25 protein-coding genes and 1 other RNA gene are annotated in these 26,986 nt (G+C 60.8%); 8 read left to right on the plus strand and 18 right to left on the minus strand.

All coding sequences use genetic code 11. The features are described from left to right. Positions 1-312 precede the first annotated feature (312 nt). On the minus strand, positions 313-1,131 hold the full coding sequence (gene dapB, locus C9F12_RS20230; RefSeq protein ID WP_045992279.1) for a 4-hydroxy-tetrahydrodipicolinate reductase: 819 nt from the start codon (positions 1,129-1,131) through the stop codon (positions 313-315). A gap of 152 nt (positions 1,132-1,283) precedes the next feature. Here dapB and C9F12_RS20235 point away from each other — a divergent pair, with 152 nt between their 5' ends. Then, a complete protein-coding gene (locus C9F12_RS20235) occupies positions 1,284-2,324 on the plus strand; it encodes an esterase-like activity of phytase family protein (RefSeq protein WP_108450015.1) in 1,041 nt (346 codons plus the stop codon). Positions 2,325-2,368: 44 nt separating this feature from the next. Here C9F12_RS20235 and C9F12_RS20240 read toward each other — a convergent pair whose 3' ends face one another. From C9F12_RS20240 to C9F12_RS20250, 3 genes are all read right to left on the minus strand, one after another. Further along, positions 2,369-3,190: a class I SAM-dependent methyltransferase gene (locus tag C9F12_RS20240; RefSeq protein ID WP_108450016.1), complete on the minus strand. Its 822-nt coding sequence runs from the start codon at positions 3,188-3,190 to the stop codon at positions 2,369-2,371. Between the two features lie 146 nt (positions 3,191-3,336). Next, positions 3,337-4,272, minus strand: coding sequence for a DMT family transporter (locus C9F12_RS20245; protein ID WP_240184310.1), 936 nt, complete (start codon positions 4,270-4,272; stop codon positions 3,337-3,339). Further along, positions 4,262-4,792 carry a MarR family transcriptional regulator gene (locus C9F12_RS20250; protein WP_108450018.1) on the minus strand — a complete coding sequence of 177 codons (531 nt, stop codon included), beginning with the start codon at positions 4,790-4,792 and terminating at the stop codon, positions 4,262-4,264. Before C9F12_RS20250 ends, C9F12_RS20245 begins: the two co-directional genes overlap by 11 nt. A 182-nt stretch (positions 4,793-4,974) precedes the next feature. Between C9F12_RS20250 and corA the strand changes: the two genes are divergently transcribed. Then, the gene (corA, locus tag C9F12_RS20255; protein ID WP_108450019.1) at positions 4,975-5,940 is read left to right on the plus strand and encodes a magnesium/cobalt transporter CorA; all 966 of its coding nucleotides are present in this window, start codon (positions 4,975-4,977) and stop codon (positions 5,938-5,940) included. A gap of 22 nt (positions 5,941-5,962) precedes the next feature. Here the strand turns inward: corA and C9F12_RS20260 are convergent, their stop codons facing one another. The 5 genes from C9F12_RS20260 to grpE form a co-directional block, all read right to left on the minus strand. Beyond that, entirely contained in the window at positions 5,963-6,235 is a 273-nt protein-coding gene (locus tag C9F12_RS20260; protein ID WP_045992284.1) for a DUF2218 domain-containing protein, read from the minus strand. Positions 6,236-6,340: 105 nt separating this feature from the next. Then, positions 6,341-7,255 (minus strand): DMT family transporter, encoded by a 915-nt coding sequence (locus tag C9F12_RS20265; protein ID WP_108450020.1) that lies wholly within the window; start codon positions 7,253-7,255, stop codon positions 6,341-6,343. Between the two features lie 225 nt (positions 7,256-7,480). Then, positions 7,481-8,617 (minus strand): molecular chaperone DnaJ, encoded by a 1,137-nt coding sequence (dnaJ, locus tag C9F12_RS20270; protein WP_045992286.1) that lies wholly within the window; start codon positions 8,615-8,617, stop codon positions 7,481-7,483. A 90-nt stretch (positions 8,618-8,707) separates the two neighbouring features. After that, positions 8,708-10,633, minus strand: coding sequence for a molecular chaperone DnaK (gene dnaK / locus C9F12_RS20275; protein WP_108450021.1), 1,926 nt, complete (start codon positions 10,631-10,633; stop codon positions 8,708-8,710). 159 nt (positions 10,634-10,792) lie between these two features. After that, entirely contained in the window at positions 10,793-11,437 is a 645-nt protein-coding gene (grpE, locus tag C9F12_RS20280) for a nucleotide exchange factor GrpE (protein ID WP_045992288.1), read from the minus strand. A gap of 409 nt (positions 11,438-11,846) precedes the next feature. Between grpE and recN the strand changes: the two genes are divergently transcribed. Further along, complete coding sequence (gene recN / locus C9F12_RS20285; protein ID WP_045992289.1) at positions 11,847-13,520, plus strand: DNA repair protein RecN; 1,674 nt, start codon at positions 11,847-11,849, stop codon at positions 13,518-13,520. Between the two features lie 228 nt (positions 13,521-13,748). On the opposite strand, the gene fur is transcribed toward recN, so the two are convergent. Next, on the minus strand, positions 13,749-14,195 hold the full coding sequence (fur, locus tag C9F12_RS20290; protein ID WP_045992290.1) for a ferric iron uptake transcriptional regulator: 447 nt from the start codon (positions 14,193-14,195) through the stop codon (positions 13,749-13,751). Positions 14,196-14,267: 72 nt separating this feature from the next. Here fur and C9F12_RS20295 point away from each other — a divergent pair, with 72 nt between their 5' ends. Then, entirely contained in the window at positions 14,268-14,723 is a 456-nt protein-coding gene (locus C9F12_RS20295) for an outer membrane protein assembly factor BamE (RefSeq protein WP_205254742.1), read from the plus strand. Positions 14,724-14,871: 148 nt separating this feature from the next. On the opposite strand, the gene C9F12_RS20300 is transcribed toward C9F12_RS20295, so the two are convergent. Continuing rightward, entirely contained in the window at positions 14,872-15,171 is a 300-nt protein-coding gene (locus C9F12_RS20300) for an RnfH family protein (RefSeq protein WP_045992291.1), read from the minus strand. A gap of 88 nt (positions 15,172-15,259) precedes the next feature. After that, entirely contained in the window at positions 15,260-15,694 is a 435-nt protein-coding gene (locus C9F12_RS20305; RefSeq protein WP_045992292.1) for a type II toxin-antitoxin system RatA family toxin, read from the minus strand. A gap of 221 nt (positions 15,695-15,915) precedes the next feature. Here C9F12_RS20305 and smpB point away from each other — a divergent pair, with 221 nt between their 5' ends. The 3 genes from smpB (at position 15,916) to C9F12_RS20320 (ending at position 19,132) form a co-directional block, all read left to right on the plus strand. Beyond that, positions 15,916-16,407 (plus strand): SsrA-binding protein SmpB, encoded by a 492-nt coding sequence (gene smpB, locus C9F12_RS20310; protein WP_045992293.1) that lies wholly within the window; start codon positions 15,916-15,918, stop codon positions 16,405-16,407. Between the two features lie 54 nt (positions 16,408-16,461). Next, positions 16,462-16,841: a transfer-messenger RNA gene (ssrA, locus tag C9F12_RS20315) on the plus strand. Positions 16,842-17,998: 1,157 nt separating this feature from the next. Continuing rightward, a complete protein-coding gene (locus C9F12_RS20320; RefSeq protein WP_108450024.1) occupies positions 17,999-19,132 on the plus strand; it encodes a mandelate racemase/muconate lactonizing enzyme family protein in 1,134 nt (377 codons plus the stop codon). Between the two features lie 509 nt (positions 19,133-19,641). Here the strand turns inward: C9F12_RS20320 and C9F12_RS20325 are convergent. Then, a complete protein-coding gene (locus C9F12_RS20325) occupies positions 19,642-21,042 on the minus strand; it encodes an aldehyde dehydrogenase family protein (protein WP_108450025.1) in 1,401 nt (466 codons plus the stop codon). Between the two features lie 194 nt (positions 21,043-21,236). Between C9F12_RS20325 and C9F12_RS20330 the strand changes: the two genes are divergently transcribed. After that, positions 21,237-21,983 carry a GntR family transcriptional regulator gene (locus C9F12_RS20330; protein ID WP_162816541.1) on the plus strand — a complete coding sequence of 249 codons (747 nt, stop codon included), beginning with the start codon at positions 21,237-21,239 and terminating at the stop codon, positions 21,981-21,983. Between the two features lie 122 nt (positions 21,984-22,105). Here the strand turns inward: C9F12_RS20330 and C9F12_RS20335 are convergent, their stop codons facing one another. The 5 genes from C9F12_RS20335 to C9F12_RS20355 form a co-directional block, all read right to left on the minus strand. Next, positions 22,106-23,092: an NAD(P)-dependent oxidoreductase gene (locus C9F12_RS20335; RefSeq protein WP_108450027.1), complete on the minus strand. Its 987-nt coding sequence runs from the start codon at positions 23,090-23,092 to the stop codon at positions 22,106-22,108. A gap of 29 nt (positions 23,093-23,121) precedes the next feature. After that, positions 23,122-23,886: an aldolase/citrate lyase family protein gene (locus tag C9F12_RS20340; RefSeq protein WP_108450028.1), complete on the minus strand. Its 765-nt coding sequence runs from the start codon at positions 23,884-23,886 to the stop codon at positions 23,122-23,124. Between the two features lie 55 nt (positions 23,887-23,941). Further along, positions 23,942-25,441, minus strand: a complete 1,500-nt coding sequence (locus C9F12_RS20345) for a tripartite tricarboxylate transporter permease (protein WP_108450029.1) — start codon at positions 25,439-25,441, stop codon at positions 23,942-23,944. A gap of 13 nt (positions 25,442-25,454) precedes the next feature. After that, on the minus strand, positions 25,455-25,919 hold the full coding sequence (locus tag C9F12_RS20350) for a tripartite tricarboxylate transporter TctB family protein (protein WP_108450030.1): 465 nt from the start codon (positions 25,917-25,919) through the stop codon (positions 25,455-25,457). Positions 25,920-26,004: 85 nt separating this feature from the next. Continuing rightward, entirely contained in the window at positions 26,005-26,961 is a 957-nt protein-coding gene (locus C9F12_RS20355; protein WP_108450031.1) for a tripartite tricarboxylate transporter substrate binding protein, read from the minus strand. Between the last annotated feature and the right edge of the window lie 25 nt (positions 26,962-26,986).

The following is a 26,986-nucleotide window of genomic DNA, read 5'->3' on the forward strand; positions in this document are numbered from 1 at the left end:
CGACCTGTCGCCAGGCCATTCGGCACCGACCCGGCCCATCGTGCGTCAAGCACACAAGGAGCCGGGCCGTAAAAAAGCGGGACGAAACCCGGTGTTTGACCGGTTTCATCCCGCTTGTTGTCATTCGCTCGGAATGCAGAGCCGGCACCTATGCTGCGAGAGACGTACTAAACGCTCTCGACGCGACACTTTCATGCCCGGCCCGGCCAAAATTTTTGGAATGTTACAGCATCTGGGCCGGGCTGACTACCCCGGAACAAGCACTTTGCCATGGGCAACACCACCCGCGACGTCGCCAGAGGCCTACAAACCTCAGTCCAGGCCCAGCACGTCGGACATGCCGTAGCGTCCCGCCTCACGCTCGGCGACCCAGCGTGCTGCGCGCACCGCGCCCCGGGCGAAGGTCATGCGGCTGGACGCCTTGTGGGTGATCTCGATGCGCTCGCCTTCGGTAGCGAACATCACGGTGTGCTCCCCGACGATATCGCCGGCACGCACCGTGGCGAAGCCGATTTCCTTGGGATCGCGAGGACCGCACTGGCCTACCCGCTCGAACACCCCGTGCTCCTTGAGGTTGCGATCCAGCGCCCCGGCGACCACCTCGCCCATGCGCAGGGCGGTACCGGACGGCGCATCGACCTTGTGACGATGGTGAGACTCGATGACCTCGATGTCATAGCCCTCGTCGCCCAGCGCCTTCGCTGCAGTCTCCAGAAGCTTCAGGGTCAGATTGACGCCGACGCTCATGTTGGGCGCAAACACCGTGGGCACTCGCTCGGCATAACCGTCGAGCTCGGCCTGCTCGTCATCGGACAGGCCGGTGGTGCCGATGACGATGGCCTTGCCATGCTCGGCACAGAAGGCCAGGTTGGCCAGGGTCACCTTGGGTGCGGTGAAATCGATCAGCACGTCGAAGTCATCGACGATGGCCTCGAGGGAGTCCACCGCCGCCACGCCCTGGCGGCCGACGCCGGCCAGCTCGCCCAGATCGGCGCCAGCCAGCGAACTGCCCGGCTCGACGATGCCGCCGGCGAGGACGGCGTCGTCGTCCTGCATCACGGCGTTGACCAGGGTGCGGCCCATGCGGCCGGCGACGCCGACGATGGCGATACGGGGGGCGGTACGGCTCATGCAATCTCCTGGAGAAACGAGAGTTCGAACAGACAGGCGGATCAACGTAGATACGCCAAAATGTAAAGGGATTCGGCGCAGTATACCAACGTCGCTCCCTCTTGCCTCGCCCTGGCCTTCACGCTGACATTCCCGCCCGACAGGACCGCCCCATGCCGTTCAGAAAAATGCTCCGATTGCCCCTTATCAGCACGCTGGCAGCGTCCCTGTGGCTTGGCGGCTGCACCGCCCAGGTCAAGCCGACCAGCTTGCAGGGCGAGGCCCCCGCCCAGCCGGGGCTGAGCATGTGCGGCACCCTGGCACTACCGAGCCAGTGGCGTCCCACCGAAAACAACACCAGCGTTCCCCTGGGTGGTCTCTCGGCCATGGCCTGGGACACAGACGACAACCTGCTGCACCTGGTATCCGATCGCGGACGCGTACACCAGGCAAGGCCAGTACTTGAAGATGGCCGGCTGGTGGACCTGCGCCCACTCGCCAGCCACCGATTGAAGGCGCAGGACGGTACGCCGCTGGAAGGCAAGGCCGCAGACGCCGAGTCGCTGGTGCTGGCGGGCGCCGATGATGGCGTCACCGGCAACACCGAACTACTGATCGGCTTCGAGCAGGATCATCGCGTGCAGCGTTTCGCTCTCGACGGGATGCCGAAAGGCGAACCACTGCGCTCCACGGCCAGCCACAACGCCGGTGATAACGAAAGCCTGGAAGCGCTGGCCCGAGTGCCGGGCATCGGGCTGGTGGCGGGCCTGGAGTCACCCCCCGACGACATGAACGCGCAAGATGGCGTCAGGCACACCCTTCTGTTCAGCCTGGCGGAGAACGGTAGCGACACGCGCCGGTGGCATTACCCACTGGCCTCACCGGCCGACAGCGCCCTGACCGAGCTGCTGGCGCTGGAGGACACTGTAACCGAGACTCCACCGCGGCTGCTGGCGCTGGAACGGGCCTTTTCTCCGCCACGTCCGCTGACCATCAGCTTAAGCCTGGTGGAGCTGCTGCCACCGCCGCAGGTACGGGTGACACGCCTGGCCAGCCTGTCCGCCGGAGAAGGCTGGCGCGTCGACAACATGGAGGGGCTAGCGCGATTGCCCAGTGGCGAATTTCTGATGGTCAGCGACGACAACTTCAGCGCCCTGCAGCGCAACCTGCTCGCCTGCTTTCGACTGCCCGAGGAGGCGCTCCCACGATACTGACCCCATTCGCGCTATCGGCCGACGATGTCACTCGGCCACCCTGCTTAGCGGCGGGCCACCAGCAAGTGATGATTGAAGCCGTCAGGGCCCCACAGCCAGGCCGACTCAGCATCGGTGAAGCGCAGCGGCTCGCGCCTGACCTGAGAGAAGCCGACCGACTGCAGCGTTGTGACCACGGTGCGACCAGGGATCGCCACGTGGTCCACCGGCAAGACGTCGTCACCGGCGCGCACCTGACCAGGCACCAGGCTCCAGGGCCGGGGCCGCTCGCCCGGCGCCACACCCGGGTCGTAGCGATAGCTGGTCAACGCCTCGAGGCGATCCATGCGCGCCGGGTCAAGCACATAGTCGTGGGTGATATCGAGCCACACCAGCAGGCCACCGGGCTTGAGCGCCTCGAACAGGTTACGGCAGGCACGGGTGAGCATGGCCTGGTGCTGGATGAAGTGAAAGGCGAAGACACTGACCAGGGTATCGAAGGGCGCCTCCGGCAGAACAAGCTTGCGATAGGCGTCCTCGACCCGAAAGCCGAGGCCCGGTGCCTGGTGGCGCCGGCTGGCCAGCGCGACCTGGGAGGGGCTGATGTCGATACCCAGCACCTCTTGCGCACCCTTGCTTTTGAGCTCGGCCGCCAGCGCTCCGTTGCCACAGCCCACATCAAGAAGACGCTTGCCGACCAGATCTTCCTCCAGATTGAGATAGTGAAGAACGGAACCGGTGAAGGTGCCGTATCGCTCGTCGCGGGCCAGCTGGTCGTAGCGCTCGCTCAGCGCCTCGGAGAAGACGTCGTTGGCAAGGCCGCGGTCGCCAGGCTGCTGACAAGGGGAAACGGCTTGTGCGCCGAGAAGGGGGCTGGCTGACGGCATGGGGGGGGGGGCTCCTTGGCATTGATGCGCCTTTGCCCCACCTTTACAGCTTCATATAACCACCACCACACCGCACTAAGCCAAATCCGTACACCGCCCACCTCTTTGCCCAATGATGCAAAGATGTCTGAGTAAAACTCGCCTGCTCACGCCTGGCTGCGCAGCTTGACGTCCCGCCGCAGCAGCAGCGCGATGGCCAGCACGACCAGCAGACTGCCCGGCAGCCATTCGAGTGCAAGACGTTCAGGCGCCTGGGCAAACAGCAACAGCATCGACACAAAGGGCACCAGATAACCGTAGGCGGCAACCGCCGCCGGGGTCAGGATGGCGGTCGCCCGCTGCTGCAGCCAGAAGGTCATTCCGCTGGAGAAGAGCCCGAGATAGGCCACCACCGTCAGATCGAACAGCGTCATTCGGCCCAGCGCGGCCGGATCCCCGAAGACCAGACCCGAAAACCCGATCAGCAGTGCCCCCATCACCAGGCTCCACAGGGTACGCACCCCCGCGTGCTCAGATAGCCAGCCCTTCGCCAACCCCAATTTGGACAACACCGGATACATCGCCGAGGCGATGCAACCAGCGAAGAAGGCGGCTTCGCCCACGCCGAACTGCATGCGGGCAAAGGAGCCACCGGCCTCGGCCCAGGCCAGCCCCACGGCGCCGACGGCGCCAAGTACCAGCAAGGCCAGCAGCGCCAAAGCACGGTGCTCGACCCCCACCAGCCGGCCCAGGCCGTAGGCCAGCAGCGGCACGCTGACGAACAGCGTGGCCATGGACAGCGCCGTGGTCAGGTGCGCCGCCCAGAACATGGTGCCGAAGAAGCTCGCCAGACAGAGCCCCATCAACCCATAGAGCCCGAGCCCGGCCAGACTCGGCCGGAGACCAGGCGCACCCCACACCAGCGGCAACACCGCCAGAGCGGCAATCACGAAGCGCATTGCGGTCAGTGACAGTGGCGGAAGCCCTTCACTCAACATCCCCACCGCCGGAAAGGACAGCCCCACCAGCGTCGCCCACACCAGCATCCCGGCGTGGGCCCACCACACACTGCTATCGCTGGACACCCGGCAATCAGTCGTCATCACGGCTGACCTCCCCTTCCAGCGCCAACAGCAACTGGCGTAGACCAGCCGCCAGGCCTGCCGCCTCATCATCTGCCAGGGTGGCGCGCATCGAAGCGAGTTCAGCCAGGTAGGCGTCCAGCAGCGCCGGCATCATGGCCTTTCCCGACTCACTGAGACGAATCAGTACACTGCGACGATCTTCAGGGTTGGCAACACGCTCCACCAGGCCACGACTGGCGAGCCGATCGAGGCGGTGGGTCATGGCCCCTGAACTCAGCACCACCGCCTCGCACAGGGCGTTCGGTGTCAGCCCCTCGTGCACGTCGCGCCGGTAGAGGGTCGCCAGCAGGTCAAACTCGCCTTCCTTCAAGCCGTGCTGCCGGAATACCGCCTGAACCCGACGGTCGACATGCTTCAGCACGCGATACAGCCGGGTAAAGATGCCCATGTCGCCAGGGTCGCGATCCGGGAGAACCCTGCACCACTCCGCCATCAGTCGATCGATGGCATCGTTCGACCCGGTGGACGGAACCTGCATATCACTTATCTCCAAGAAAAGTATCTTCACTTGAAGATAGTTATTCCGACGCAAAATGCCAAGCCCCTCATGCCACCACCACCGAACAGCGATGGTCGCCTGGGCGCAACATGCAGTCGGCAACCGCGACGTAGCGTCTACCTTTTCCTCAGAACCACGATAACAACCGCAAGGGGACAACGATGATCGTCAACTGCGTGGCGTATGAAGAAGGACGGCGTCTTTGCAACATCGACAGAGGCGAGATCGGTGATTACCGCTCGCGCTCGAACTGCTTCGTCTGGGTAGCACTACACGACCCGGACGCCGAGGAGCTCTCTACCTTTCAGGACATCTTCGAGCTGCATGAACTGGCCGTGGAGGATGCCCTGGTCGGCGAACAGCGTCCCAAGGTGGAGGAATACGGCGACGCTCTGTTCGTCGTCACCCAGGTGATCAGCGTCAGCCAGGGCGAGGTGCAGCATGGCCAGCTAGCCATCTTTGCCGGTCCCGGCTATGTGTTGTCGGTACGTCAGCACTCCGGGCGTGGTTTCGCCGATGTACGCGCCCGCTGCGAGCGCGAGCCCGAGCTGCTCAAGCAAGGGCCGGCCTTCGTGCTATATGCGCTGATGGATGTCGTAGTGGACCGCTACTTTCCGGTACTCGAAGAACTCGAGGCCGAACTGGAAAGCATCGAGGACCAGATCTTCGTACGCGGCAGCGCCCGCGCCAGCCTGGAGCGGCTGTATCAGCTCAAGCGCCGCACCATGTGCGTCAAGCACGCGGTGACCCCACTGGCCGAAGCCAGCTCCCATCTGTTCGGCGGACGCGTCCCGGCGCTGTGCTACGAGACCCAGGACTACTTCCGCGACGTCTACGACCACCTGCATCGTATCGAGGCGGCCATCGACACCATTCGCGAAACCATCATTACCGCCATCCAGGTCAACCTGTCGATGGTGGCCATCGACGAGAGCGAGGTGCATAAGCGCCTGGCCTCCTGGGCGGCGATCTTCGCGGTGGCGACCATCCTCGCCGGCATCTGGGGGATGAACTTCACCCATATGCCGGAACTGGACTGGCGGCTGGGCTATCCGCTGGCGCTGGGAATGATGGTCCTGTGCTGCGGCGCGCTCTACCGACGCTTCCGTCGCACCGGCTGGCTATAGCGCCGATCGCGTCCAGCCAAACTCACTGCCAGACGACGCTGAGCGGCTCCTTGCCCGCCATCCGCTCCAGGTGGCTGGCCACCACGTCCTTGAGCCGCTCCAGCCGCTCGGCGTCCTCGGCCTGGAGGTCGACGCTGAGCTGCGAGTCGGACGCCTTCATCCAGCACTCGCCGCCTGGGAACACCACGTGACCGCTCTCGGCATCCACCTCGAGCTTGTGGGCCCAGTGCTTGCACAGGCGATTGATCAAGCGTTGCCCTGATGCGGTCTCGACGAAGGCTCGGGATTCCACCATGCTTTCCACCGTTTCTGAGAATACGAATATATCGCAGAATCATATCCCCCATGTCCTCTCGGCGTCAGGCAACGGCGTGTTGCTGTTCATCGTACCCACGCATGTCTAGCCGTTCCCGGGCGGCGAGCGCCGGCGCGGCCACCCCAGGCGACGGCCTTCCATGGCGGCCAGGGCGGCACCGCCGAGCAACAGCGGCAGCGCCAGCAGAAAGCCGCTCGACAACGGCTGGCCAAACAGCCAGAGATCGGCCAGTACCGGCCACACCAGGGCGATGTACTCGAAGGGGGCAAGCCTCGACACCTCGGCAAAGCGCAGCGCCAAGGTCATGCAGATATGCGCCGCGCCGCCCAGCAACCCGGCCAGGATCAGCAGCGTCAGCGTCTGGGTCGGCAGCGCCACCCAGCCCATCGGCAGAGTCGCAAGCCCCGCCAGGGTGCAGGCCAGCACGAAGTAGAAGGCGATGGCACCGGCCCCCTCGGTGCGCGAGATGCGCCGCACCGTGACCAGCGCCGCAGCCGTCAACGACGCCCCCAGCACACCGAGCGCGTAGCCCGACAATTGGCCGGCCTTGTCGGCGTTACCGATATCCGGCGCCACCAGCACCGCCACCCCGCCCACGGCGAGCACCAGTGCCAGCGCCCGCGACGGGGTAAGGCGCTCGCCCAGCAGCACCACGCCGCCGATCGCCATCAGTACCGGTGCCAGTTGCGCCAGCAGGGTGGCTTCGGCTACGGGCAGACGCGCCAGGGCCGCAAAGGTGGCAAACATCGAAGCGGCGCCGAGGCTCGAGCGCAACAGATGGCCCAAGGGGCGCCGGGTCGCCAGCCCCGCCGGAAACTCTCGACGCCAGGCCAGAAACAGCACGATCGGCAACAGCGCAAAGGCGGAGCGATAGAACACTACCTGGCCCAACGGCACCTCGTCGCTCACCCACTTCACGCAGACCAGCATGGCGGCGAACAGCACCCCGGAGGCGATGCGCAGCACGATGCCCGCCAGGGGCCTACCCCTATCACTCATGATCATCGTCCCTGTTCAGAAGAGCCGCGCCGTCCACAAGCCCTGCCCCACCCAATCAAGCCACCCAGCAAAAGCGCCCACGAGAACCGCCCGAGCGCGTCGCCCCGCTGACGGCCCTTGTGCTGCCGACAAAAAAACCGACCCCCGGCGCCAGGCGTCGGGGGTCGATCATCGTCACTAAGCCCTGGTCGGCGCAGGATCACTCCTGGCCCGAGGGTACGCGACTTACAGCTTCATATCTTCGAAGAACTTCTTCACGCCGTCGAAGAAGCTCGACTTCTTCGGCGAGTGCTGGGCGTTGCTGCCACCCAGGCTGTCCTGGAACTTGCGCAGCAGATCCTTCTGTTCCTCGCTGAGCTTGACCGGGGTTTCCACCACCACCCGGCACAACAGATCGCCGGCGGGGCCGCCGCGTACCGGCTTGACACCCTTGCCGCGCAGTCGGAACAGCTTGCCGGTCTGGGTTTCCGCCGGAATCTTCAGCTTCACCCGACCATCCAGCGTCGGCACTTCGAGCTCACCGCCGAGGGCTGCGTCGACGAAGTTGATCGGTACCTCACACTGCAGGTGACGCCCTTCGCGCTCGAAGATATGGTGCGGCTTGATCGCGACCTGCACGTACAGGTCCCCGGGCGGACCGCCGTTGATACCGGCTTCGCCCTCGCCATTGAGACGAATGCGATCGCCAGAATCGACGCCGGCCGGAATCTTCACCGACAGGGTGCGGGTCTCGCGCACGCGACCTTCGCCATGACAGGCGTGGCACGGCACCTTGATGTGCTGGCCGCTGCCGTGACAGGTCGGGCAGGTCTGCTGCACGGCAAAGAAGCCCTGCTGCATGCGAACCTGACCGTGTCCGTGACAGGTCGGGCAGGTTTCCTTGGTGGAACCCGGCTCGGCACCTTCGCCGTCGCAGCGCTCACATTCGATGTGACGCGGCACACGGATGTCGACACTGGTGCCGGCCACCGCGCTCTCGAGGTCAAGCTCGAGGTTGTAGCGCAGGTCGCTGCCCCGCTGGGGCGCATTGGGGTTACGACGTCCGCCGCCACCGCCGAAGATGTCACCGAAGACATCACCGAAGATGTCACTGAAGCCGCCAGCCCCGGCGCCGCCAAAGCCACCACCGCCCTGGCCGTCGACGCCGGCATGGCCAAACTGGTCGTAGGCCGCACGCTTCTCGCTGTCGGTCAGGACCTCGTAGGCCTCGGACACTTCACGGAATTTTTCCGCCGAGGTGTCATCGTCCGGGTTACGGTCCGGGTGGTACTTCTGTGCCAGGCGCCGATAGGCCTTCTTGATGTCCTTCTGATCGGCACCGCGCTCGACACCTAGTACCTCGTAGTAGTCTCTCTTGGACATGGGTCTGTCCGCCTCCGTCGCGACGCTCAGCAACACCAACGCGGGAGTCCGGCTCCCGCGTTGGCGTCATCCGAGGTTCAGATGTCGTGGTTACTGCTTTTTCCGGTCGTCGTTGACTTCTTCGTACTCGGCGTCGACCACGTCATCTTCCTTCTTGGCGCCAGCGTCGGCGTCACCCGCCTGCTGGCCAGCGTCCGCCTGTTCGGCGTACATCTTCTGCGCCAGGTTGCCGGAGGCCTCGGTCAGGGCGTCGAGCTTGGCCTGGATGGCATCCTTGTCATCGCCCTGCAGCGCTTCCTCGAGCTCCTTGATGGCGCTCTCGATGGCCTGCTTCTCGTCTTCGGAGGCCTTGTCGCCGGCTTCCTCAAGGGTCTTGCGAGAGGCGTGGATCATGCCGTCGGCCTGGTTGCGCAGCGCCACCAGTTCCTCGAACTTCTTGTCCTCGTCGGCGTGGGCCTCGGCGTCGCGGACCATCTGCTCGATCTCGTCGTCGGACAGGCCGCTGGAGGCCTTGATGACGATGGACTGTTCCTTGCCGGTGGCCTTGTCCTTGGCGGACACGTTGAGGATACCGTTGGCGTCCAGGTCGAAGGCGACCTCGATCTGCGGCACACCGCGCGGCGCCGGCGGAATGTCCGACAGGTCGAAGCGACCGAGCGACTTGTTGCCGCTGGACTGCTTGCGCTCACCCTGCAGCACGTGAATGGTCACGGCGGTCTGGTTGTCGTCCGCGGTGGAGAACACCTGGGTCTTCTTGGTCGGGATGGTGGTGTTCTTCTCGATCAGCGGCGTCATCACGCCACCCAGGGTCTCGATACCCAGTGTCAGCGGAGTCACGTCCAGCAGCAGCACGTCCTTGACGTCACCGCCGAGCACGCCGCCCTGGATCGCAGCACCCACGGCCACGGCTTCGTCCGGGTTGACGTCCTTGCGGGCGTCCTTGCCGAAGAACTCGGCGACCTTGGCCTGAACCATCGGCATACGGGTCTGGCCACCGACCAGGATGACGTCGTCGATCTCGGAGGCGGACAGGCCGGCGTCGGACAGCGCGGTCTTGCACGGCGCCAGTGAACGGCTCACCAGCTCTTCCACCAGCGACTCAAGTTTGGCCCGGGTCACCTTCACGTTGAGGTGCTTGGGACCGGTGTTGTCGGCGGTGATGTAAGGCAGGTTGACGTCGGTCTGCTGGGCGCTGGACAGCTCGATCTTGGCCTTCTCGGCGGCTTCCTTCAGGCGCTGCATGGCCAGGTTGTCACCGGACAGGTCGATACCGCTGTCGGCCTTGAACTGGTCGACCAGGTAGTTGATCAGCTTGAGGTCGAAGTCCTCACCACCCAGGAAGGTGTCGCCGTTGGTGGCCAGCACCTCGAACTGCGTCTCGCCGTCGACGTCGGCCACTTCGATGATGGAGATATCGAAGGTACCGCCACCCAGGTCATAGACCGCGATGGTCTTGTCACCGCGTGACTTGTCCATGCCATAGGCAAGGGCAGCCGCGGTCGGCTCGTTGATGATGCGCTTGACCTCGAGACCGGCGATGCGACCCGCGTCCTTGGTGGCCTGACGCTGGCTGTCGTTGAAGTAGGCCGGCACGGTGATGACCGCCTCGGTCACTTCTTCGCCCAGGTAGTCCTCGGCGGTCTTCTTCATCTTCTTCAGCACTTCCGCGCTGACCTGGGGCGGTGCCAGCTTCTTGCCCTTGACCTCGACCCAGGCGTCGCCGTTGTCGGCTTCGGTGATGGTGTAGGGCACCATCTTGATGTCCTTCTGGACAACGTCATCCTTGAAGCGACGGCCGATCAGGCGCTTGATCGCGTACAGGGTGTTTTCCGGGTTGGTCACCGCCTGACGCTTGGCCGCCTGACCCACCAGGGTCTCGCCATCATCGGTGTAGGCGATGATGGACGGGGTGGTACGTGCGCCTTCTGCGTTCTCGATTACCTTGGCGCTGTCGCCGTCGAGCACGGCCAGACAGGAGTTGGTGGTACCAAGGTCAATGCCGATGATGCGTCCCATAGGAAATCCTCGAATTCGTGTCTTGCGTAACTGAAGTTTGGCTTGCGGCGTTCGCCGCGGGGTTGCCGACTATCTGGGGGGCGTCTCCGCCGATTTCAAGGCCCCATGTTCAACTCCTGTCGACAACCCGTATCGGTCAGGCCCCGTGGGCCGGATGTTTCAGCCGGCCGCCTGGCTCACTACCACCATCGCCGGGCGCACCAGGCGTCCGTTGAGCACGTAGCCCTTCTGCATCACGTCGATGACGGTGTTGGGGTCGACCTCGGGGTTCGGCACCATGGCCATGGCCTCGTGGTACTGCGGGTCGAACGGCTCGCCCTGGGGCTCGACGATCTCGACGCCGAACTTGGCCAGTACGTCGAGCTGCATCTTCAGGGTCATGGAGACACCCTCGCGATGCACCTCGGAGGCGTCCTCACCCATGGCCTCAAGCGCCTTTTCCAGGCTGTCGACCACCGGAAGCAGGTCCTTGATGAACTTCTCCAGCGCAAACTTGCGCGCCTTCTCGGCCTCGGCTTCCGCCCGCCTGCGCACGTTCTGCGCCTCGGCGGCGGCACGCAGGGCCTGGTCCTTGGCCTCGGTCACGCTCTGCTCGAGCTCCTCGACGCGGGCCGCCAGCACCTCGGCCTCGGGGTTGTCACCGCCTTCCACGGCCTCGGCCTGTGCCTCATCCTCAGCCTGATCGACGATGTCCTCGAGTTCGCCCTCGACGGCCTCGGCAGCATCGACCGCCTGCTCCGGCTCGCCTTCCTGCTCCTGGCGAGCGAGTTCGTCATCCAACGGGGTCTGGGGATCTTTGGCCATGTGCAGCCTCCTGAAGAAGTCCAACAATTGCGGTAGCACCGCCTGTACAGTGGCTGGTCCGGGGACCAGAGGTTGCAGAGGTATATGGGGTTGGCCACAACAATCTCAAGGGGAAAGACGCAGATCCTGATCAGACTTTCCCCGGCAGGCCCAGGATTTGCCGCAGCGCTGACCCGCAACCACTGAAGTTGCTGCGCAAGGATGCATTGAGGGCGCGCCTGGACTACTGTATAAACAGACACCACATGGATGGATAAACAGTAATGCCAACCCCCATCCATTGCGCCATATCGATGCTCTAGCGATTGCGCGAGCGATTGCGCGAGCGATTGCCGCACCCATCGCCCTGTACGACCGCCACCCTTGCACTGACCGTCGCACCGCTCGGTGACGCCACCAGGAGGCACGCATGCTGACCGAACTCTCGATCCAGGACTTCGCCATCGTCGACCACCTCGAACTCGAGCTCGAGGGCGGCATGACTGCCATCACCGGCGAGACCGGCGCCGGCAAGTCGATCCTGCTTGGCGCCCTGGGCCTGTGTCTCGGCGAACGCGCCGACGCCGGCAGCGTGCGCCACGGCCAGTCCAGAGCCGACCTGAGCGCGCGCTTCGACATTGCCAACCTGCCCAACGCCCGGGCCTGGCTTGCCAACCGAGAACTGCCCGATGACGACTGCCTGCTGCGTCGCGTGGTCACTAAAAGCGGTCGCTCCAAGGCCTGGATCAACGGCCAGCCGGCCACCATCGCCGACCTCAAGTCGCTGGGCGAGACCCTGATCGAGATCCACGGCCAGCACGCCCACCAGGCCCTGCTGGCCGAGGACACCCACCTGCGCCTGCTCGACGACCTGGCCGGCCACCGTGAATCGGTGAGCCGACTGGCCGAGCTCTATCGGGAGTGGCAGTCCACCCGGCGACAACTGAAACGGCTGGCCGACGACGGCGATGAAATCCGCGCCCGTCGCCAGCTGTTGCGCTATCAGGTGGAAGAACTCGACCAACTCGGCCTGGGCGAAGACGAGCTCGAACAGCTCGAACGTGAACAGGAGCTGCTGGCCCACGCCGAGTCGCGCCTGGCGGAGACCCAGTTCGCGCTCGACTGCTGCGATGGCGAGGAAGGCGGTGCCCTACCCCTGCTCCACCAGGCAAGCCAACACCTGGCCGCCCTGCCCGGCAGCGACAAGGGAGCCCTGGCCAACGCCATCGCCTTGCTGGGTGACGCCAGCATTCAGCTCGAGGAAGCCGGCCGCGAACTGCATCAGGTGGTCGCCGACGTGGAGCTGGACCCGGAGCGCCTGGCCTGGGTAGAGCAGCGCCTGGGCGAGGCTCACCGCATCGCTCGCAAGCACCATGTACTGCCCGACGAGATCGTCGCCCTGCACCAGCGCCTGACGGCAGAACTTCAGGGGCTGGAGGGCGGTGACGAGGACCTCGAGGCGCTGACCGAGAAGGCCGACGCCCTCAAGGCAGAATGGCGTGCCCTGGCAGAGACCGTCAGCGCCGCTCGCCACAAGGCCGCCAAGCGTTTCGGCAAGGAAGTCCAGCAGCAACTGGCGTTTCTGGCCATGGGCAAGGCCCGCTTCGAGGTCGACGTCAGTCGGCGCGATGCCGCTACCCCAGAGGGCATGGACCGGGTGCGCTTCCTGATCGCCGCCAACCCCGGCCAGCCGCCACGCCCGCTGGCCAAGGTAGCCTCCGGTGGCGAGCTGTCGCGTATCAGCCTGGCCATCCAGGTGATCGCCGCCCAGCACTCCACCATCCCCAGCCTGGTGTTCGATGAGGTCGACGTCGGGGTATCCGGTGCCACCGCCGAGATCGTCGGCCAGTTGCTCAAGCGACTGGGCCAGGGCGGCCAGGTACTGACGGTGACCCACCTGCCCCAGGTCGCCGCCCAGGCCCACCACCATCTGCACATCGAGAAGAAGGCACGCAAGGATTCCACCCGCACCCGCATGGCACACCTCGACGAAGCCGGGCGGGTCGGCGAGCTGGCACGCATGCTCGGCGGCGTCAAACTCTCGGACCAGACCCTGGCCCATGCCCGCGAGATGCTCGACGCAAGCCAAAGGGCGCACCACTAGGCCCGGCGAACCCAGGCAGCACAGAAAAGCGCTACTGAAGAGCAGTACGCAAGAAAAAGCAGCATTTTACAGTGAGCCCACAACGCAAGCGCCACGCCCCCAACTGACGGGGACGTGGCGCTTTTGTGTACCCACTGGCCGAACAGCGCTGATCACATCTTCCAGACACGAGAAAGCCTCCGCCCGGGGGCAGAGGCTCTTGCTCAGCGCTACGCGCAGAGGGATCCGTTACTTCTTGGCGATGCCTTCCTGACGCGTCGCCTTGGAACCCTTGGGTCTGACGTAGAGGACCAGCGCGTGATCGACGAGTTCGAAGCCGTGCTCCTCGGCGATCTCCTGCTGCCGACGCTCGATGGTCTCGTCGAAGAACTCGATGATCTCACCGCTTTCCAGGCACACCATATGGTCGTGATGCTCTTCCTGGGAGAGCTCGAAGACCGCATGGCCACCGTCGAAATTGTGTCGGATCACCAGGCCCGCCGACTCGAACTGAGTCAGCACGCGATACACCGTCGCCAGGCCCACATCTTCACCGGCTTCGAGAAGCGTCTTGTACACGTCCTCGGCGCTGAGGTGGTGCTGATCGGTGGCAGATTCGAGGATCTGCAGGATCTTTACGCGCGGCAGAGTGACTTTCAGTCCAGCCTTGCGCAATTCATGGTTCTTGTCGGCCATGGTTGCTCTTCGCAGTATCAGGTAGGGTCGGGTATGATCGACCGACCCCACGATAGTGAAGAACAGGCGCAAATGCAAAAGTTGACCGGAATTGTCACCCTTTCACTGGCCCTGGCGCTGACCAGCGGCTGCACCTACTTCAGCGTGTACAAGCGCGACCTGGCACAGGGCAACCTGGTGACCAACAGCATGGTCGAACAGCTGCGCCCCGGCATGTCCCGACAGGAGGTCATCAACCTCATGGGCTCGCCGCTGCTGGAGGCCCCGTTCAGCGCCGACCAGTGGGACTACGTCTACCGTCTCGACGAAGCTTACGGCGACGTGATGCAAAGACGCGTCACCCTGACCTTCGCCGGCAACAACCTGGTCAATATCGACCGGGAAGGCGACTTCAGCATGAACCCGGACGTGGCAGGCAAGCATAGCTACGGCGTAGGCCCCACCAGCGGCGGCGGCGACGATAACCCCGAGGGCGAAGCCAATATCGAGCCGATCTACAACCGCACCGTGGATTCCGAGCGCGAGTAAGCCGTTGGCGCCAGCGAGAACACGCATCAGGGTGGCCACAACGGCCACCCTGGTTGGTTCTACGCCTGGTTGGTTCTACACCTAGGTGCTTCCATGCGCAGCGCCTTCGCTCAGACGGCGACGCACCTGCCCCGGCCGCCCAGGGTCGCTAGGAGGAAGAGCGGCTACGAGCCGCCCTCTCTGCCCTCGCCGCCTTGGGATCGATCTTCAACGGTCGATAGACCTCTACGCGATCACCGTCACGCAGTATCTGCCGTGAGGGTTCTTTCAACGCCTTGCCGAAGATACCGAGACTGGCCTCGCTGAAGGTTTCCACAGGCAGTTCGGGAAACAGCGACGGCAGGTCGGCCAACGCCAGCGCTTCGCTGGCGGTCGTGCCCTTGGCGACGCGCAGCGCGACAAGACGTTGCTTGTGCGGCAAGGCAAAGGCCACTTCCACGCGAAGCACCTCGTCGCTTGCGTCTTCCTTTATATCTGGCCCCGCCGAGTGATCGGCGGGTGCCGGCTCGACGCGAGGAGCCGAGGGTCTTGCGCTGTCAGCGCCCATAGAGCTCATCGGCACGCCGCGTGAAGGCATCCACCTGCTGGCCCGCGATCTGCTGGAAGACCTTGCCAAAGGCCATGCCGAGCAGCCGGCTGGAGAACTCGAAGTCCATCTCCAGGCTGACCTTGCACACGTTCTCGCCCATGGTGATGAATTTCCAGCGTCCGTCCAGTCGCTTGAACGGCCCCTTTACCAGCGACAGCTCGATACGGTCAGGCTCGTGCAGGTCATTTCGGGTGACGATGGTCTGCTCGATGCCGGCCCGCCCTAGGGTCATTTCGCCGATCAGGTGCGATTCGTCCTTCTCTAGCAGCCGCGCGCGACGGCAGCCCGGCAGAAACTCCGGATAGCGCTCGAAATCGTTGACCAGATCGAACATCTGCTTGGGGGTGTGCCGCACCATGGCGGACCGATTGACGGTTGGCATTGACCTCTCCGCTGACTTCCAGAAGCCCAGGGCGTATCATGAGCGGTTATTTCGGCCTCAAATGGTAGCACGCTTCCCCGGCAGAACTGGAGACAGCCGAAAGGGGGACCGACGGGCAGCGCCGCCGTGGCAACCGCCTGGCGTCGACCCGGAAGGCTACACATCGGGCCGCATCGGTTACGACACCGCTTCCACGACCGATTCAGACATCAAGAGGTTCCATGGCCAGCAAGAAGGGAAAGGACAAGGGTCCCGGCAACAACACCATCGCCCAGAACAAGAAGGCGCGCTTCGAATACCATATCGACGAGTCCTTCGAGGCCGGGCTGGTGCTGGCGGGATGGGAGGTCAAGAGCCTGCGTGCCGGCAAGGCCCAGCTCACCGACACCTACATTCTGGTGAAGAACGGCGAGGCCTGGTTGCTCGGCAGCCATATCATGCCGCTCAACACCACCAGCACCCACGAGGTGGCGGACCCCACGCGCACGCGCAAGCTGCTGCTTCACCGCAAGGAGATCGCCAAGATCTTCTCTCGCACCCAGGACAAGGGGCACACCTGTGTGCCGCTGAAGCTGTACTGGAAAGGCAGCCGGGTGAAGTGTGAGCTGGCGCTGGTGACGGGCAAGAAGCTCCATGACAAGCGCGCCACCGAGAAGGATCGCGATTGGCAGCGTCAGAAGGGCCGCGTCATGCGGGAACAAAACCGCGCCTGAGCCGTCAGATGTAGTACAGACCGCCGGATCTTTGGTACACTGGCGGGGCGTTACGGGGGCGACATGGTTTCGACGCTGATGACAACCCCTGAGGTGCATGCCGAGAGCGTGATGTATCTCGTAAATCCAACATCACGACTAAATAGTCGCAAACGACGAAAACTACGCTCAGGGCGCGCTGGCAGCGTAAAAACTGCTAGCTTCTAGTCCTACCCGGCGGCGACGTGCTCATCCGTTGCCAATGGGCTACGAGCCAAGATAGGTGAGATCGCGGTTGGCGCTGTCCTCTCGTCAATCGCTAAACTTTGGAGGAATCGCGTTTCGGGATCCTGCCCGTCGGAGCCCGAGGCGTTAAATCAAATGACGGAACTAAGCATGTAGAGCCAATGGGCGAGTGTCGGCGGACGCGGGTTCGATTCCCGCCGCCTCCACCAACACCGACAAAAAAACCTCCTTTATGGAGGTTTTTTTGTGCCCGACAGTTTCCACAGGCAAAGAAGACCCAAGGGCGAGGTCGGCGCTCTCTACAGACCCAGGGGTTCGATTCCCGCCGCCTCCACCAACACCAGAAAGATGCCACCTTCCCAAAGGTGGCATTTTTCGTTTCAGCCCCCTGGATAAAGAAGCCTCTAGGGCGAAGTCGGCGCTCTCCACAGGCCCCGGGCTTCGATTCCCGCCGCCTCCACCAACACCGACGAAAGAACCTCCCTTGTGGAGGTTTTTTTGTGTCTGCAAGGTCCACGACCCAAGGGCGAGGTCGGCGCTCTCTACAGACCCAGGGGTTCGATCCCAGCCGCCTCCACCAACACCGACGAAAAAGCCACCTCATCTGAAGGTGGCTTTTTTGTACCCGGAAGATACAAAGGTCAAAGGTGAGCCAAGGGCGAGGTCGGCGCTCTCTACAGACCCGGGGCTTCGATTCCCGCCGCCTCCACCAACACTAGAAAGATGCCACCTTCCCAAAGGTGGCATTTTTCGTTTCAGGGCGCCCCCCCTGAAAAGCAGAGCCAAGGGTGAGGTCGGCGCTCTCTACAGCCCCGGGGGTTCGATTCCCGCCGCCTCCACCAACACCAGAAAGATGCCACCTTCCCAAAGGTGGCATTTTTCGTTTCAGCCTCCTAGATAAGGAAGCCTCTAGGGCGAAGTCGGCGCTCTCCACAGACCCCGGGGTTCGATTCCCGCCGCCTCCACCAACACCGACGAAAAAGCCACCTCATCTGAAGGTGGCTTTTTTGTGTCCGACAGATCCCAACGGAAAAGAAGAGCCAAGGGCGAGGTCGGCGCTCTCTACAGACCCCGGGGTTCGATCCCAGCCGCCTCCAGCAACACCGACGAAAAGGGCTTGCCAAGACGCCGATCCCATCGAGCAACGCGATTTCCATGGTGTCGAAAGAGCCGGCTAGTGCTAAAGTCATATTGTTATGTTTTTAATCACGCAGGAAACTTTGATAGAAGCACGAACCTCGTCAGGTACCGCAGGTGGACTCCGGCCCAGCGCTGCTTGAAAGCCTTGTCGTCGACATCACGATACTTCGGTCATCCAGATGGCTCCTGGTGGCGATCAGGCACTCTTGAAAATGGATCTGAAAACATGAACAAACCTCTCGTCATCCGCGAAGCAAGTGCCTTCGTCTATCGCTGCCCTCTGGAAACCCCGGTCGAGACTTCCTTCGGCACCATGTCGGACCGCCCTATGGTCGTGGTTCGTGTTACCGACGAGGATGGTCACCACGGCTGGGGGGAAATATGGTGCAACTTCCCGATGGTAGGGGCTGAGCACCGCGCACGACTGGTCAGCAGTGTATTTCGGCCCCTTCTACTGCAGCAACGCTACGAATCTCCCCAGCATGCGTTCGATCACCTTCAGGCGAGCACCCGTGTACTGATGCTGCAGTGCGCGGAACCGGGCCCCTTTGCCCAGTGCCTCGCTGGTATCGACCTGGCTCTATGGGACCTCTGTGCACGTCGTGAGCAACAGCCATTGTGGCGCTATCTGGGCGGCGCCTCCGACCGCATTTCGGTGTACGCCAGCGGACTCAACCCTACCGAGCCCGAGCGCCTGGCCCGCAAGATGGCAGACCGGGGCTTTACCCGCTTCAAGCTCAAGATCGGTTTCGGCTCTCAGCGCGACCGAACCAACCTGCTGGCGTTACGCGACACCCTCGGGGACGACGCCAGCCTGATGGTAGACGTGAACCAGGGCTGGGATTTGCAGCAGGCCCGCGAACAACTACCGGCCCTTGAAGACCTGAATCTGAAGTGGATCGAGGAGCCGTTGTTGTCCACAGCACCCTGGCAGGAGTGGAAGGCTCTGGCGGAGCTAACCGACATTCCGCTGGCAGCCGGAGAGAACCTGATGGGCGAAGAACGCTTTCAGCAAGGAATTGATAGTGGTGCACTCGCCATCGTTCAGCCCGACGCGGCCAAGTGGGGGGGTATCAGTCGAGGGCTGCCTCTGGCCAAGATGATCATGCAGGCAGGCCTTGGCTACTTCCCCCACTACCTGGGTGGCGGCGTTGGCTTGCTGGCCTCCGGTCACTTGCTCGCGGCCGCTGGAGGCGAAGGCGCACTGGAGATCGACTCCAACCCCAACCCGCTTCGTGGTGATCTGGCCGGGCCTCTTGGTCAGATTGAGCGTGGCACGGCTCATCTGGGAGAATCACCAGGCATCGGCAGCCTTGACGGCCTGGAGAGCCTCACAAGCTACCTGGTCAAGGAGTTCTGACGGCTTGGAGGTGAATGACGCGACTTCTGACGCTATTGTCCGGCGCTGGTCCCGATGATGTTCATGCTTGAGCAAGAACGTTCGTCGTATATACCAGCGTCCCTCGCCAGGGTGAAGCCTCACATCGCAAGCTTGTCGACATCCTGGCGCTCAGTGGCCAGGCTATCCGGGACCTCGGCCCGCTCCTCCGCTCTCCTGGCTTGGAGAGCGTAGACGGTTGACCTGAGCCCATCGCTACAAGAAACAACTAACACACGATCACAGGACGGTAGACGGCCGCTACCAAGCGACCGTCTACCGTCCTGTGGACACGTTGCCACACTCGTCCCGCTTGCGATCGAAGGCCGAGCCCCCTGCCTTGCTATCAACACCCATCCCACTGCTACAAAGAAATGGGAGCCGGCGTCAGCAATTTTCGCCGGACAGGCACCCGCCTTGCGGGTGCTCTGTCCATGGCAAACCGTTGGAAGGGTGCCAGCGACGCACTCTCGTCGACCGACGCGCCTCTGCTATACCTTGGCTCTTTGATAGATTGAGTGCTCAGTCGTATAAAAATGAATGACAGATTGTCCGTTCGAGCCACCAACCCCCAAGGCGCTGTCCTTCACTCCGACGAAGGGCAGGTGGTTCTCGGGGAAGCTACCGCAGTTGACATGCAGCATCCCCGCATCGCAACGGGACAGGAACTCATCGACAGTTGCACAGTTCTCGGAATAGAGGCACGCACTCAAGCCATATGCAACGTCATTGGCAACCTCAAGGCCTTCCTCGATGTTGCTATAAGAAATCACAGCAATCACCGGACCGAACACCTCCTCACGTGCGACTTCCATCTCGCGGGTAACACCGCCAAGTACCGTCGGCGCGTAGTAGAAACCACCACCCTTACTGGCGACATGCTCACCGCCAGCCACGACCTTCGCCCCTTCTCCCTGCGCTCGCTCCACGAAGGTAGCAACGCTATCCAATTGTGCTTTGCTAATAAGAGGACCAATACCTCCGCCATCCTTGTTGTCAGGCTCAGGTCTCTTCTGTACAGCCTGCGACGCCAACAGCTCGACCATAGACTCCACCAGGGACTCGTGCACCAGAACGCGACTGATGGCGGTGCAACGCTGACCGGATACGGCAAATGCTGCCGTTGCGACTTGCTCGGCGACAAGAGCGAGATCATGTGAATCGTGGACAATGACCGGATTCTTCCCTCCCAACTCGAGACTTACCTCAGCAAGGTGCGAGACGGCCATTTGCGCAACTTTCTTTCCCACAGATGTTGACCCGGTAAAGCTGACAGCAGCAACACCATCGTGCCCCACCAGGGTACTGGCTAAAGCGCCGTTACCGACTACCGTCCTGACCAGCCCCTTGGGAAAGAAGGCATCAGCGATCTCCTGAAACTTGACCAAGGCTCCGGGCGCCAGGGACGCAGGCTTGAGAATGATGGCATTGCCATAAAGCAATGCCGGTATCGCCTTCCTCATGGGTGTACTAAAAGGAAAGTTCCAGGGATTGATACCTACCACAACGCCCCTTGGGCGTCGAACCGTGTATGTCAGCGTGCCAGGAACCTGTGAGGGCAGCACCTCCCCCGATGGGTTGGAGGCACGCGCTATCATGGCCCGCCCTTCTCCAAGAGCCTTGGCAACCTCACCATGGCTCTCTGCCAACACCTTGCCGGTCTCCATCGTCATGACACTAGCTATCTGGTCCTTCTCTCCCTCCAGGGCATCGAGGAACTCTCCAATAATAGCGCCCCGCCTAGGTTGAGGAATTTCGGCCCATTCGGACTGGGCGGATTGTGCAGACTGAATGATGACATCCAACTCGCTTTCTTCAGTGATCACGTAGCTTGCCACCAGCTCATCAGGAGCTGCAGGGTTGTAAGTATCTAATTTGTTTACATTGTTCATCAGAGCCACCTCATGCATCAGTATTGAAGAATTATTTGAAACACCATTGCCACTTGAATGTGGCTATTCAGTCAGATTCCCTACACCGCGCCACCGGCAAGCTGGCAGACATGCTCATCTCTGCCCCCCACCAAGTTCTTGAAAAGGAAATAAAAAGCCTCTATCTTGTAGAGACGACTACAAAGGTTGACACCATGACCGCGAAGCTCTCGATCAATCACCAGATCTCCAGAAAGAAGGGGCAACCCCTTTACATGCAGGTAGTGGATGTTATTCGAAGCCACTTGACAGAAGGCGTGTGGAAGCCTGGCGACGAGCTCCCTTCTTTTGACAAGCTTGCGAGTGAACTTGGTGTTTCCCGCATCACGATTCGAGACGCCATCAGCATTCTTTCCGATGAAGGCCTTCTTGTCTCGACGCGTGGACGTGGAACCATCGTCACGGAAAAAAGTCGTGGGCACCGCCGCTTTCGTCTTGAGACGACCTTCGAGGAACTGGTCAGCACATTGCGTACGGACCATCCCGACCTGACCACACTCGAATTGAGCCGTGGCCCGCTTCCTTCGGGGTTTCGTGGATCCCCTGTCGGCGAATATCAGTCCATCAAGCGCATACATGTTCGCGATGATCTGCGCTACTGCGTTATCAAGATTCATATCGCGACGTCGCTCTATGACCAGGAGAAGGATCTTTTTCTGTCATCTCTCGCTCTTCCGATTTTTGCAGAAAAATTCGCAGATCACGTTCATCGTATGACGCAAAAAATGAAATTCGGAAAGTGTGACGTCACTACCAGCCAACTACTTGGCTACCCTGCAGGGGACCCGGTAGCGTTTGCATGGCGATCACTGACTAATGACAAGGACGAAATCATCTACGCAGCAGAAATCACCTACAGGGCGGATATTGTCGAAATCGATCTCGACCTCTTCTCTAGATAGAGAACTTCTAGATAGAGAACTTCTAGACAATAAAATTCTGGATAGAGTTCTTATAGATAGAGGCTTTATAGATAGAGGCTTTATAGATCAAGCCATTTCCACAAGGCTATCCGCCCCTGCAACTACAACCGTATTCGACAGTCGCTACGTTCCAAAACCTCCTGGTTGACCAACCTCTCTGGTACCTTTCCACTTTCGATTGTCTCGATATCCTCGCAGATCATCAGCCCAGCCTTCTCAATAGCTTGAACCGTATCAGCTCCACTATGCGGTGTAAAAACAGCCCCTGGGGATGAGAATATCGGATGCTCGGTATCAGGCGGCTCAACGATGTAGGTGTCTATTGCTACCCCACCGATGCTTCCTGAGGCCAGTGCTTCCGCGGCTGCATCTAGATCAATCACGTCACCCCTGGCCAGGTTGATCAAACAAGCACCTTGGCGCATCATGGCGATTCTCTCTGCATTGACGAGCGCCGTGTTGCCTTCCCCGCCAAACACGTGCAGCGAAATGACATCCGATGACGCCATTACCTCCTCAAGTGTCCCAAGTTGTATCCCGTGACGCTCGATAAACGAGTGGTCTGGATACTTGTCGGTTGCCATCACCTTCATCCCCAGCGCCATAGCCTTGCCAGCAACAAGCTTTCCAATGTGGCCAAGACCTACGATGCCCAGCGTTTTTCCGGCGACCTCATTGCCTACCTGACGATTCCACCGCCCCCCAACGACGTCCTGATGCGCCTGGGGGATGTGGCGCAACATCGAGAACATCAAGCCTATCGCCAGCTCGGCCACTGCATTACCGTTGGAACGCGGGGTATTCAAAACGGCGATACCGTTTCGTGTACAGGCATCGACATCGACATTTTCATATCCGACACCAAACCGAAGGATTGCTTTCAACTCCGGCATCGCTGACAACAAGCTTTCGTCTACTCTGTGAAGCCCTGCAACGAGATATTGTGCGCTTGCCACCTGTGTGGGATCCGTTTCGCACTGCGACACGAAATCGCCAAACGACTGGAAGCTCCAGCCAGCGTTGGAAATCGCCTCCATCACAGGAGGCGACGTGGAAAACTTTGGAGAGCTTGAAACAATGCGTGCCATATATTTCTCCTCGCTGTAGTGCTCGGCTCTCAGCTGACGTAGGACGAGGCAACTTGGCGTGAATTCCGGATCAACACATTCACATCACTGGCGACAGAAACGAAGTCGAAATCGGCTTCGATAAATGCCTTCGCCTGTTCCGGAGTCGTGGCTAACGTCCCGGCAAACTTCTCTGTCCTGCGTACAACGCTCAAGGCGTCAATAATCTTGTCGGTCACTTCCTTGCTCCCTGCTTGCCCAGGCATTCCCATACTGGCCGACAGGTCGCCTGGACCAAAGAACACCGCGTCGACACCATCGACAGCAAGGATTTCGGGAAGGTTGTCCAATGCCTCCAGCGTCTCCACCTGCACGATAAGAAACAGGCTACCGGAAGCATTGGCGACGTAGTCACCGATAGCACCGTAGCGGCTGGCACGGTGAATTGCGGCCATACCCCGCACTCCACGCGGCGGATAATGCATCTGCTCGACTGCCTGCTTTGCTTCCTCTGCGTTCTGCACAAAGGGCAGCATCAGCGTCGAAGCGCCAGCATCGAGGTATCGCTTGATCAGCAGCGGGTCGTTCCAGACGAGGCGGACCATAGGTACCGTCGGTGTGCCATCCAGTATCCGGAGATGGTGGATGACATCCTGAAGTTCGACAGGCGCGTGCTCGGTATCAATATTCATCCAGTCAAACCCACACCAGGCGAGACCTTCCGTCGCATCAAAGCTATTGAGTACACTCCACATGCCAACGGCGGGTCTATCACGAGTCACCAGCAATTGCCTGAAAGCATTGATCATGGTCATTTTATATTCTCCTAATTTTTTCACTTTCCGTAACATTAAACAGAATCTTCAGTCGTTATTTCTGTTTCTTGTAATCCAGTGCCTTTCTTGTCTCACGAAACGCCGATACCAGAACGATGGATGCGGCAAGAAGGAGCAAGATCATTGCCAAGGGGTACTCGAGAGACATAAAGGACAAGAAATTATTATCTGTAATAATCAACCCTTGCCTGAGGCTCTCTTCAAATATGGGGCCCAGTACGAGACCAATTACGATTGGTGCGATAGGCACCTTGAGGAAGCGAAGAGCAACACCGACAATCCCGAAGAAGATCCCGACGCCAACATCAAACATTCGTCCCGAAGCACCATAGGAACCCACCACCGAAAGCACCAGTACAGCCGTCATCAACAAGGGTTCGGGTACGCGAAGCGTCCGAGTAAGAATGGGAGCCATCACCAGGGCGGCGACAAACATCAAGATGTTGCAAACTATCAGTGCGACAAAGGTAGAGTTCATCAGTCCTGGGTTTTCCGAGAACAACCTTACTCCTGGTTGAATACCTTGGATAATCAGGGCAGACATCATGAGTGCAGTGACCGGATCTCCCGGTATCCCAAGCGCCAAGGTAGGCACGAGCGCCCCCCCGGTCACCCCATTGTTGGATGCTTCGGCCGCAATAATGCCTTCGGGTTCTCCTGTCCCCAACTTGTCCCGATAACGTCCGCTGCGCTTTGCCTCCGCGTAGGAGATAAAACTTGCTGTAGCGGCTCCCGTACCCGGCAGAATACCGACGAAGGTACCAATAAGACAGCTTCTCAATACTGTCTTCCAGCGCAGCAGGATCTCTTTGAGTTTCGGAATTTTCATCCCGACACGAACACCGCTTTCGCCGGCTGACACCGCCTTTGTTCCCAAGCGATAAAACACTTCACCAAAGGCAAAGAGCCCTACAATGACGGGCAGCAGAGGAAAACCATTCGACATGGCGAAAACATCGAAGGTAAAGCGTGCCTGACCTGTCATCTGGTCGATCCCAACCGTCGACAGAAAAAGACCAAACACTCCAGCCAATAACCCCTTTATCAGACTACCTTGCGCTACTCCAATAATACATGTCAGAGCTACAGTGATCAGGGCGAAGGTTTCTATCGCACCGAATCCAAGCGCAAACTGAGCCAATCTTGGTGCAGCAAAGATCAGCACCACAGTGGAGAAGAGCCCACCAATCAAGGACGCAGTAGCGGCCCATCCAAGTGCTGCGTCTGCGTGACCCGCCCGGGTCATCGGATAGCCATCGAGGCAAGTCGCTGCAGACTGGGGCGTCCCAGGAGTATTGATCAATATTGCAGAAATTGACCCTCCGAACACGGAGGAGCAATAGACCGCGATGACCAGCGAGATGGCTGCCACCTGACCCATGGCGAAGGTAAAAGGCAGTGCAATGGTAATAGCGAGGATAGAGCCCAACCCCGGCAGTGCACCGACAATGATGCCGAAGATAGTCCCCAACGCCATTGCCAGGATAACGTCAGGCTGCAGTACTGCCCATATGGATGACACTAACATTTCCATTAGACCATTCCTCCTAAAACCCAACGCTTAACATTGAGGACGGCAGGAAAATATCCAACCAGTGAGTAAAGGCGTACCAGACAACCAACGGAAAAATCGCCCCTACAGCAGCAACTACTTTCAGATTTCTATATCCCACGACACAGGGAAGTAAAAGACTAAAAATGATGGCTGAGACAAGAAATCCCAGCACAGGAATCACTGCTACGAATATCGACACACCGGCCACCACACTCCACAGCCGTTTGTGATTTACCTGCTCTGCCTCCTCATTCACGAGGAACCATGCTCTCACCAAAATCAGAAGAGAGAGCGACAGCCAGATAACAAGCAATGCCTTTGGAAATAGAACAGGACCGACGCCATAGTCAAACAGTGGATTTTTGTTGGCTTCCATTGCGCCAACTTCGTTGAGAAGTATTGCTCCTGTTATTAGACCTGTTGCGCCCAGCAGCATGTCTCTCGAGCCAGCATTCATTAGATCACCTCGTTCCAGGTAACGACCTTGTCCGCTATCTAAAATCACCGGAATAGGTGCTGGTCATGCAAGGGCTGTAAGATTCCTATTGCCCTACCGACATGCCAGCACTACTGAGCAGCTCAAGATTTGCTGCGGCATCGTTCTCATAGACTTCCTGAAATGCTTCGCCAGCCAGGAAGGCGGGGGTGATCTTTTGATTATCGAGCGCAGTCATCACTGACTCATCCTGAAGAGCCACACCTACACTCTCAGCGAACTTGGTGACGTATTCTTCCGGTACACCTTGAGGCGCCACGAAACCCAACCAGTTCTCCAGCACGACGTCATAGCCCAGCTCTTTCATGGTCGGAACGTCGGGGTAGCCGTCGCAGCGCTCTTGGCCCCAGCAGGACAGTACCTTGAGGTCAAACTGTTCGGCGACGTAGCTCATTTCCGTGGTGCCATCCAGCTCCCCGCCCATGATCGCCTTGGTGACCTCTCCAGACGCCTTGTAGGGGATATGCTTGATGTCCAGTCCCACCATGTGGCTCAGGGCAACGACGGCCAGGTGAGGCATGGTCCCGATCCCTGTCGATGCCAGACGCAGGTTGCCCGGATTCTCCTGGGCGTAGGTCACCAGCTCCTCAAAGGAATTGAACTCGGAATCTTGACCCACGACGGTTGCATAGGTCGTCACGCTAACCTCCGCAACGGGGAGGAAGTCATCGGACTGATACGGTAGCGGACGAAGCAGAGGCTGAATGGTGACGGGCCCCTTGGGAGTGAAGAACATGGTGTAGCCATCGGCATCCGCCTGCATTGCCTCGGCTGCGGCTATGGTGCCTGCGGCGCCAGTGACATTGCGGATCACGATTTCGGCACCCAATTCGCGCTCTAGCGCGGGCTCCAGTGTCCTCACCACCAGGTCCGTGGTTCCTCCAGCGTTGAACGGGACCAGTACAGTGATGGGTCGATCAGGATAGTCGGCGAGCGCCAGACCACTGGTCGCTGCCATGGTTAGACCCGCGATGACGCTGACTACTCGGTGTGCTGTTGTCATTGTCTCACCCTCATTTGAGCGTTGG

The organism is Halomonas sp. BN3-1, assembly GCF_003056325.1.
Taxonomy (GTDB): Bacteria; Pseudomonadota; Gammaproteobacteria; order Pseudomonadales; family Halomonadaceae; genus Halomonas; species Halomonas litopenaei.

Bases quoted from the DNA above. Each gene is read 5' to 3' on its own strand.
- dapB (WP_045992279.1), bottom strand. From the start codon at position 1,131: ATGAGCCGTACCGCCCCCCGTATCGCCATCGTCGGCGTCGCCGGCCGC.
- C9F12_RS20235 (WP_108450015.1), top strand. From the start codon at position 1,284: ATGCCGTTCAGAAAAATGCTCCGATTGCCCCTTATCAGCACGCTGGCA.
- C9F12_RS20240 (WP_108450016.1), bottom strand. From the start codon at position 3,190: ATGCCGTCAGCCAGCCCCCTTCTCGGCGCACAAGCCGTTTCCCCTTGT.
- C9F12_RS20245 (WP_240184310.1), bottom strand. From the start codon at position 4,272: ATGACGACTGATTGCCGGGTGTCCAGCGATAGCAGTGTGTGGTGGGCC.
- C9F12_RS20250 (WP_108450018.1), bottom strand. From the start codon at position 4,792: ATGCAGGTTCCGTCCACCGGGTCGAACGATGCCATCGATCGACTGATG.
- corA (WP_108450019.1), top strand. From the start codon at position 4,975: ATGATCGTCAACTGCGTGGCGTATGAAGAAGGACGGCGTCTTTGCAAC.
- C9F12_RS20260 (WP_045992284.1), bottom strand. From the start codon at position 6,235: ATGGTGGAATCCCGAGCCTTCGTCGAGACCGCATCAGGGCAACGCTTG.
- C9F12_RS20265 (WP_108450020.1), bottom strand. From the start codon at position 7,255: ATGAGTGATAGGGGTAGGCCCCTGGCGGGCATCGTGCTGCGCATCGCC.
- dnaJ (WP_045992286.1), bottom strand. From the start codon at position 8,617: ATGTCCAAGAGAGACTACTACGAGGTACTAGGTGTCGAGCGCGGTGCC.
- dnaK (WP_108450021.1), bottom strand. From the start codon at position 10,633: ATGGGACGCATCATCGGCATTGACCTTGGTACCACCAACTCCTGTCTG.
- grpE (WP_045992288.1), bottom strand. From the start codon at position 11,437: ATGGCCAAAGATCCCCAGACCCCGTTGGATGACGAACTCGCTCGCCAG.
- recN (WP_045992289.1), top strand. From the start codon at position 11,847: ATGCTGACCGAACTCTCGATCCAGGACTTCGCCATCGTCGACCACCTC.
- fur (WP_045992290.1), bottom strand. From the start codon at position 14,195: ATGGCCGACAAGAACCATGAATTGCGCAAGGCTGGACTGAAAGTCACT.
- C9F12_RS20295 (WP_205254742.1), top strand. From the start codon at position 14,268: ATGCAAAAGTTGACCGGAATTGTCACCCTTTCACTGGCCCTGGCGCTG.
- C9F12_RS20305 (WP_045992292.1), bottom strand. From the start codon at position 15,694: ATGCCAACCGTCAATCGGTCCGCCATGGTGCGGCACACCCCCAAGCAG.
- smpB (WP_045992293.1), top strand. From the start codon at position 15,916: ATGGCCAGCAAGAAGGGAAAGGACAAGGGTCCCGGCAACAACACCATC.
- C9F12_RS20320 (WP_108450024.1), top strand. From the start codon at position 17,999: ATGAACAAACCTCTCGTCATCCGCGAAGCAAGTGCCTTCGTCTATCGC.
- C9F12_RS20325 (WP_108450025.1), bottom strand. From the start codon at position 21,042: ATGAACAATGTAAACAAATTAGATACTTACAACCCTGCAGCTCCTGAT.
- C9F12_RS20330 (WP_162816541.1), top strand. From the start codon at position 21,237: ATGACCGCGAAGCTCTCGATCAATCACCAGATCTCCAGAAAGAAGGGG.
- C9F12_RS20335 (WP_108450027.1), bottom strand. From the start codon at position 23,092: ATGGCACGCATTGTTTCAAGCTCTCCAAAGTTTTCCACGTCGCCTCCT.
- C9F12_RS20340 (WP_108450028.1), bottom strand. From the start codon at position 23,886: ATGACCATGATCAATGCTTTCAGGCAATTGCTGGTGACTCGTGATAGA.
- C9F12_RS20345 (WP_108450029.1), bottom strand. From the start codon at position 25,441: ATGGAAATGTTAGTGTCATCCATATGGGCAGTACTGCAGCCTGACGTT.
- C9F12_RS20350 (WP_108450030.1), bottom strand. From the start codon at position 25,919: ATGAATGCTGGCTCGAGAGACATGCTGCTGGGCGCAACAGGTCTAATA.
- C9F12_RS20355 (WP_108450031.1), bottom strand. From the start codon at position 26,961: ATGACAACAGCACACCGAGTAGTCAGCGTCATCGCGGGTCTAACCATG.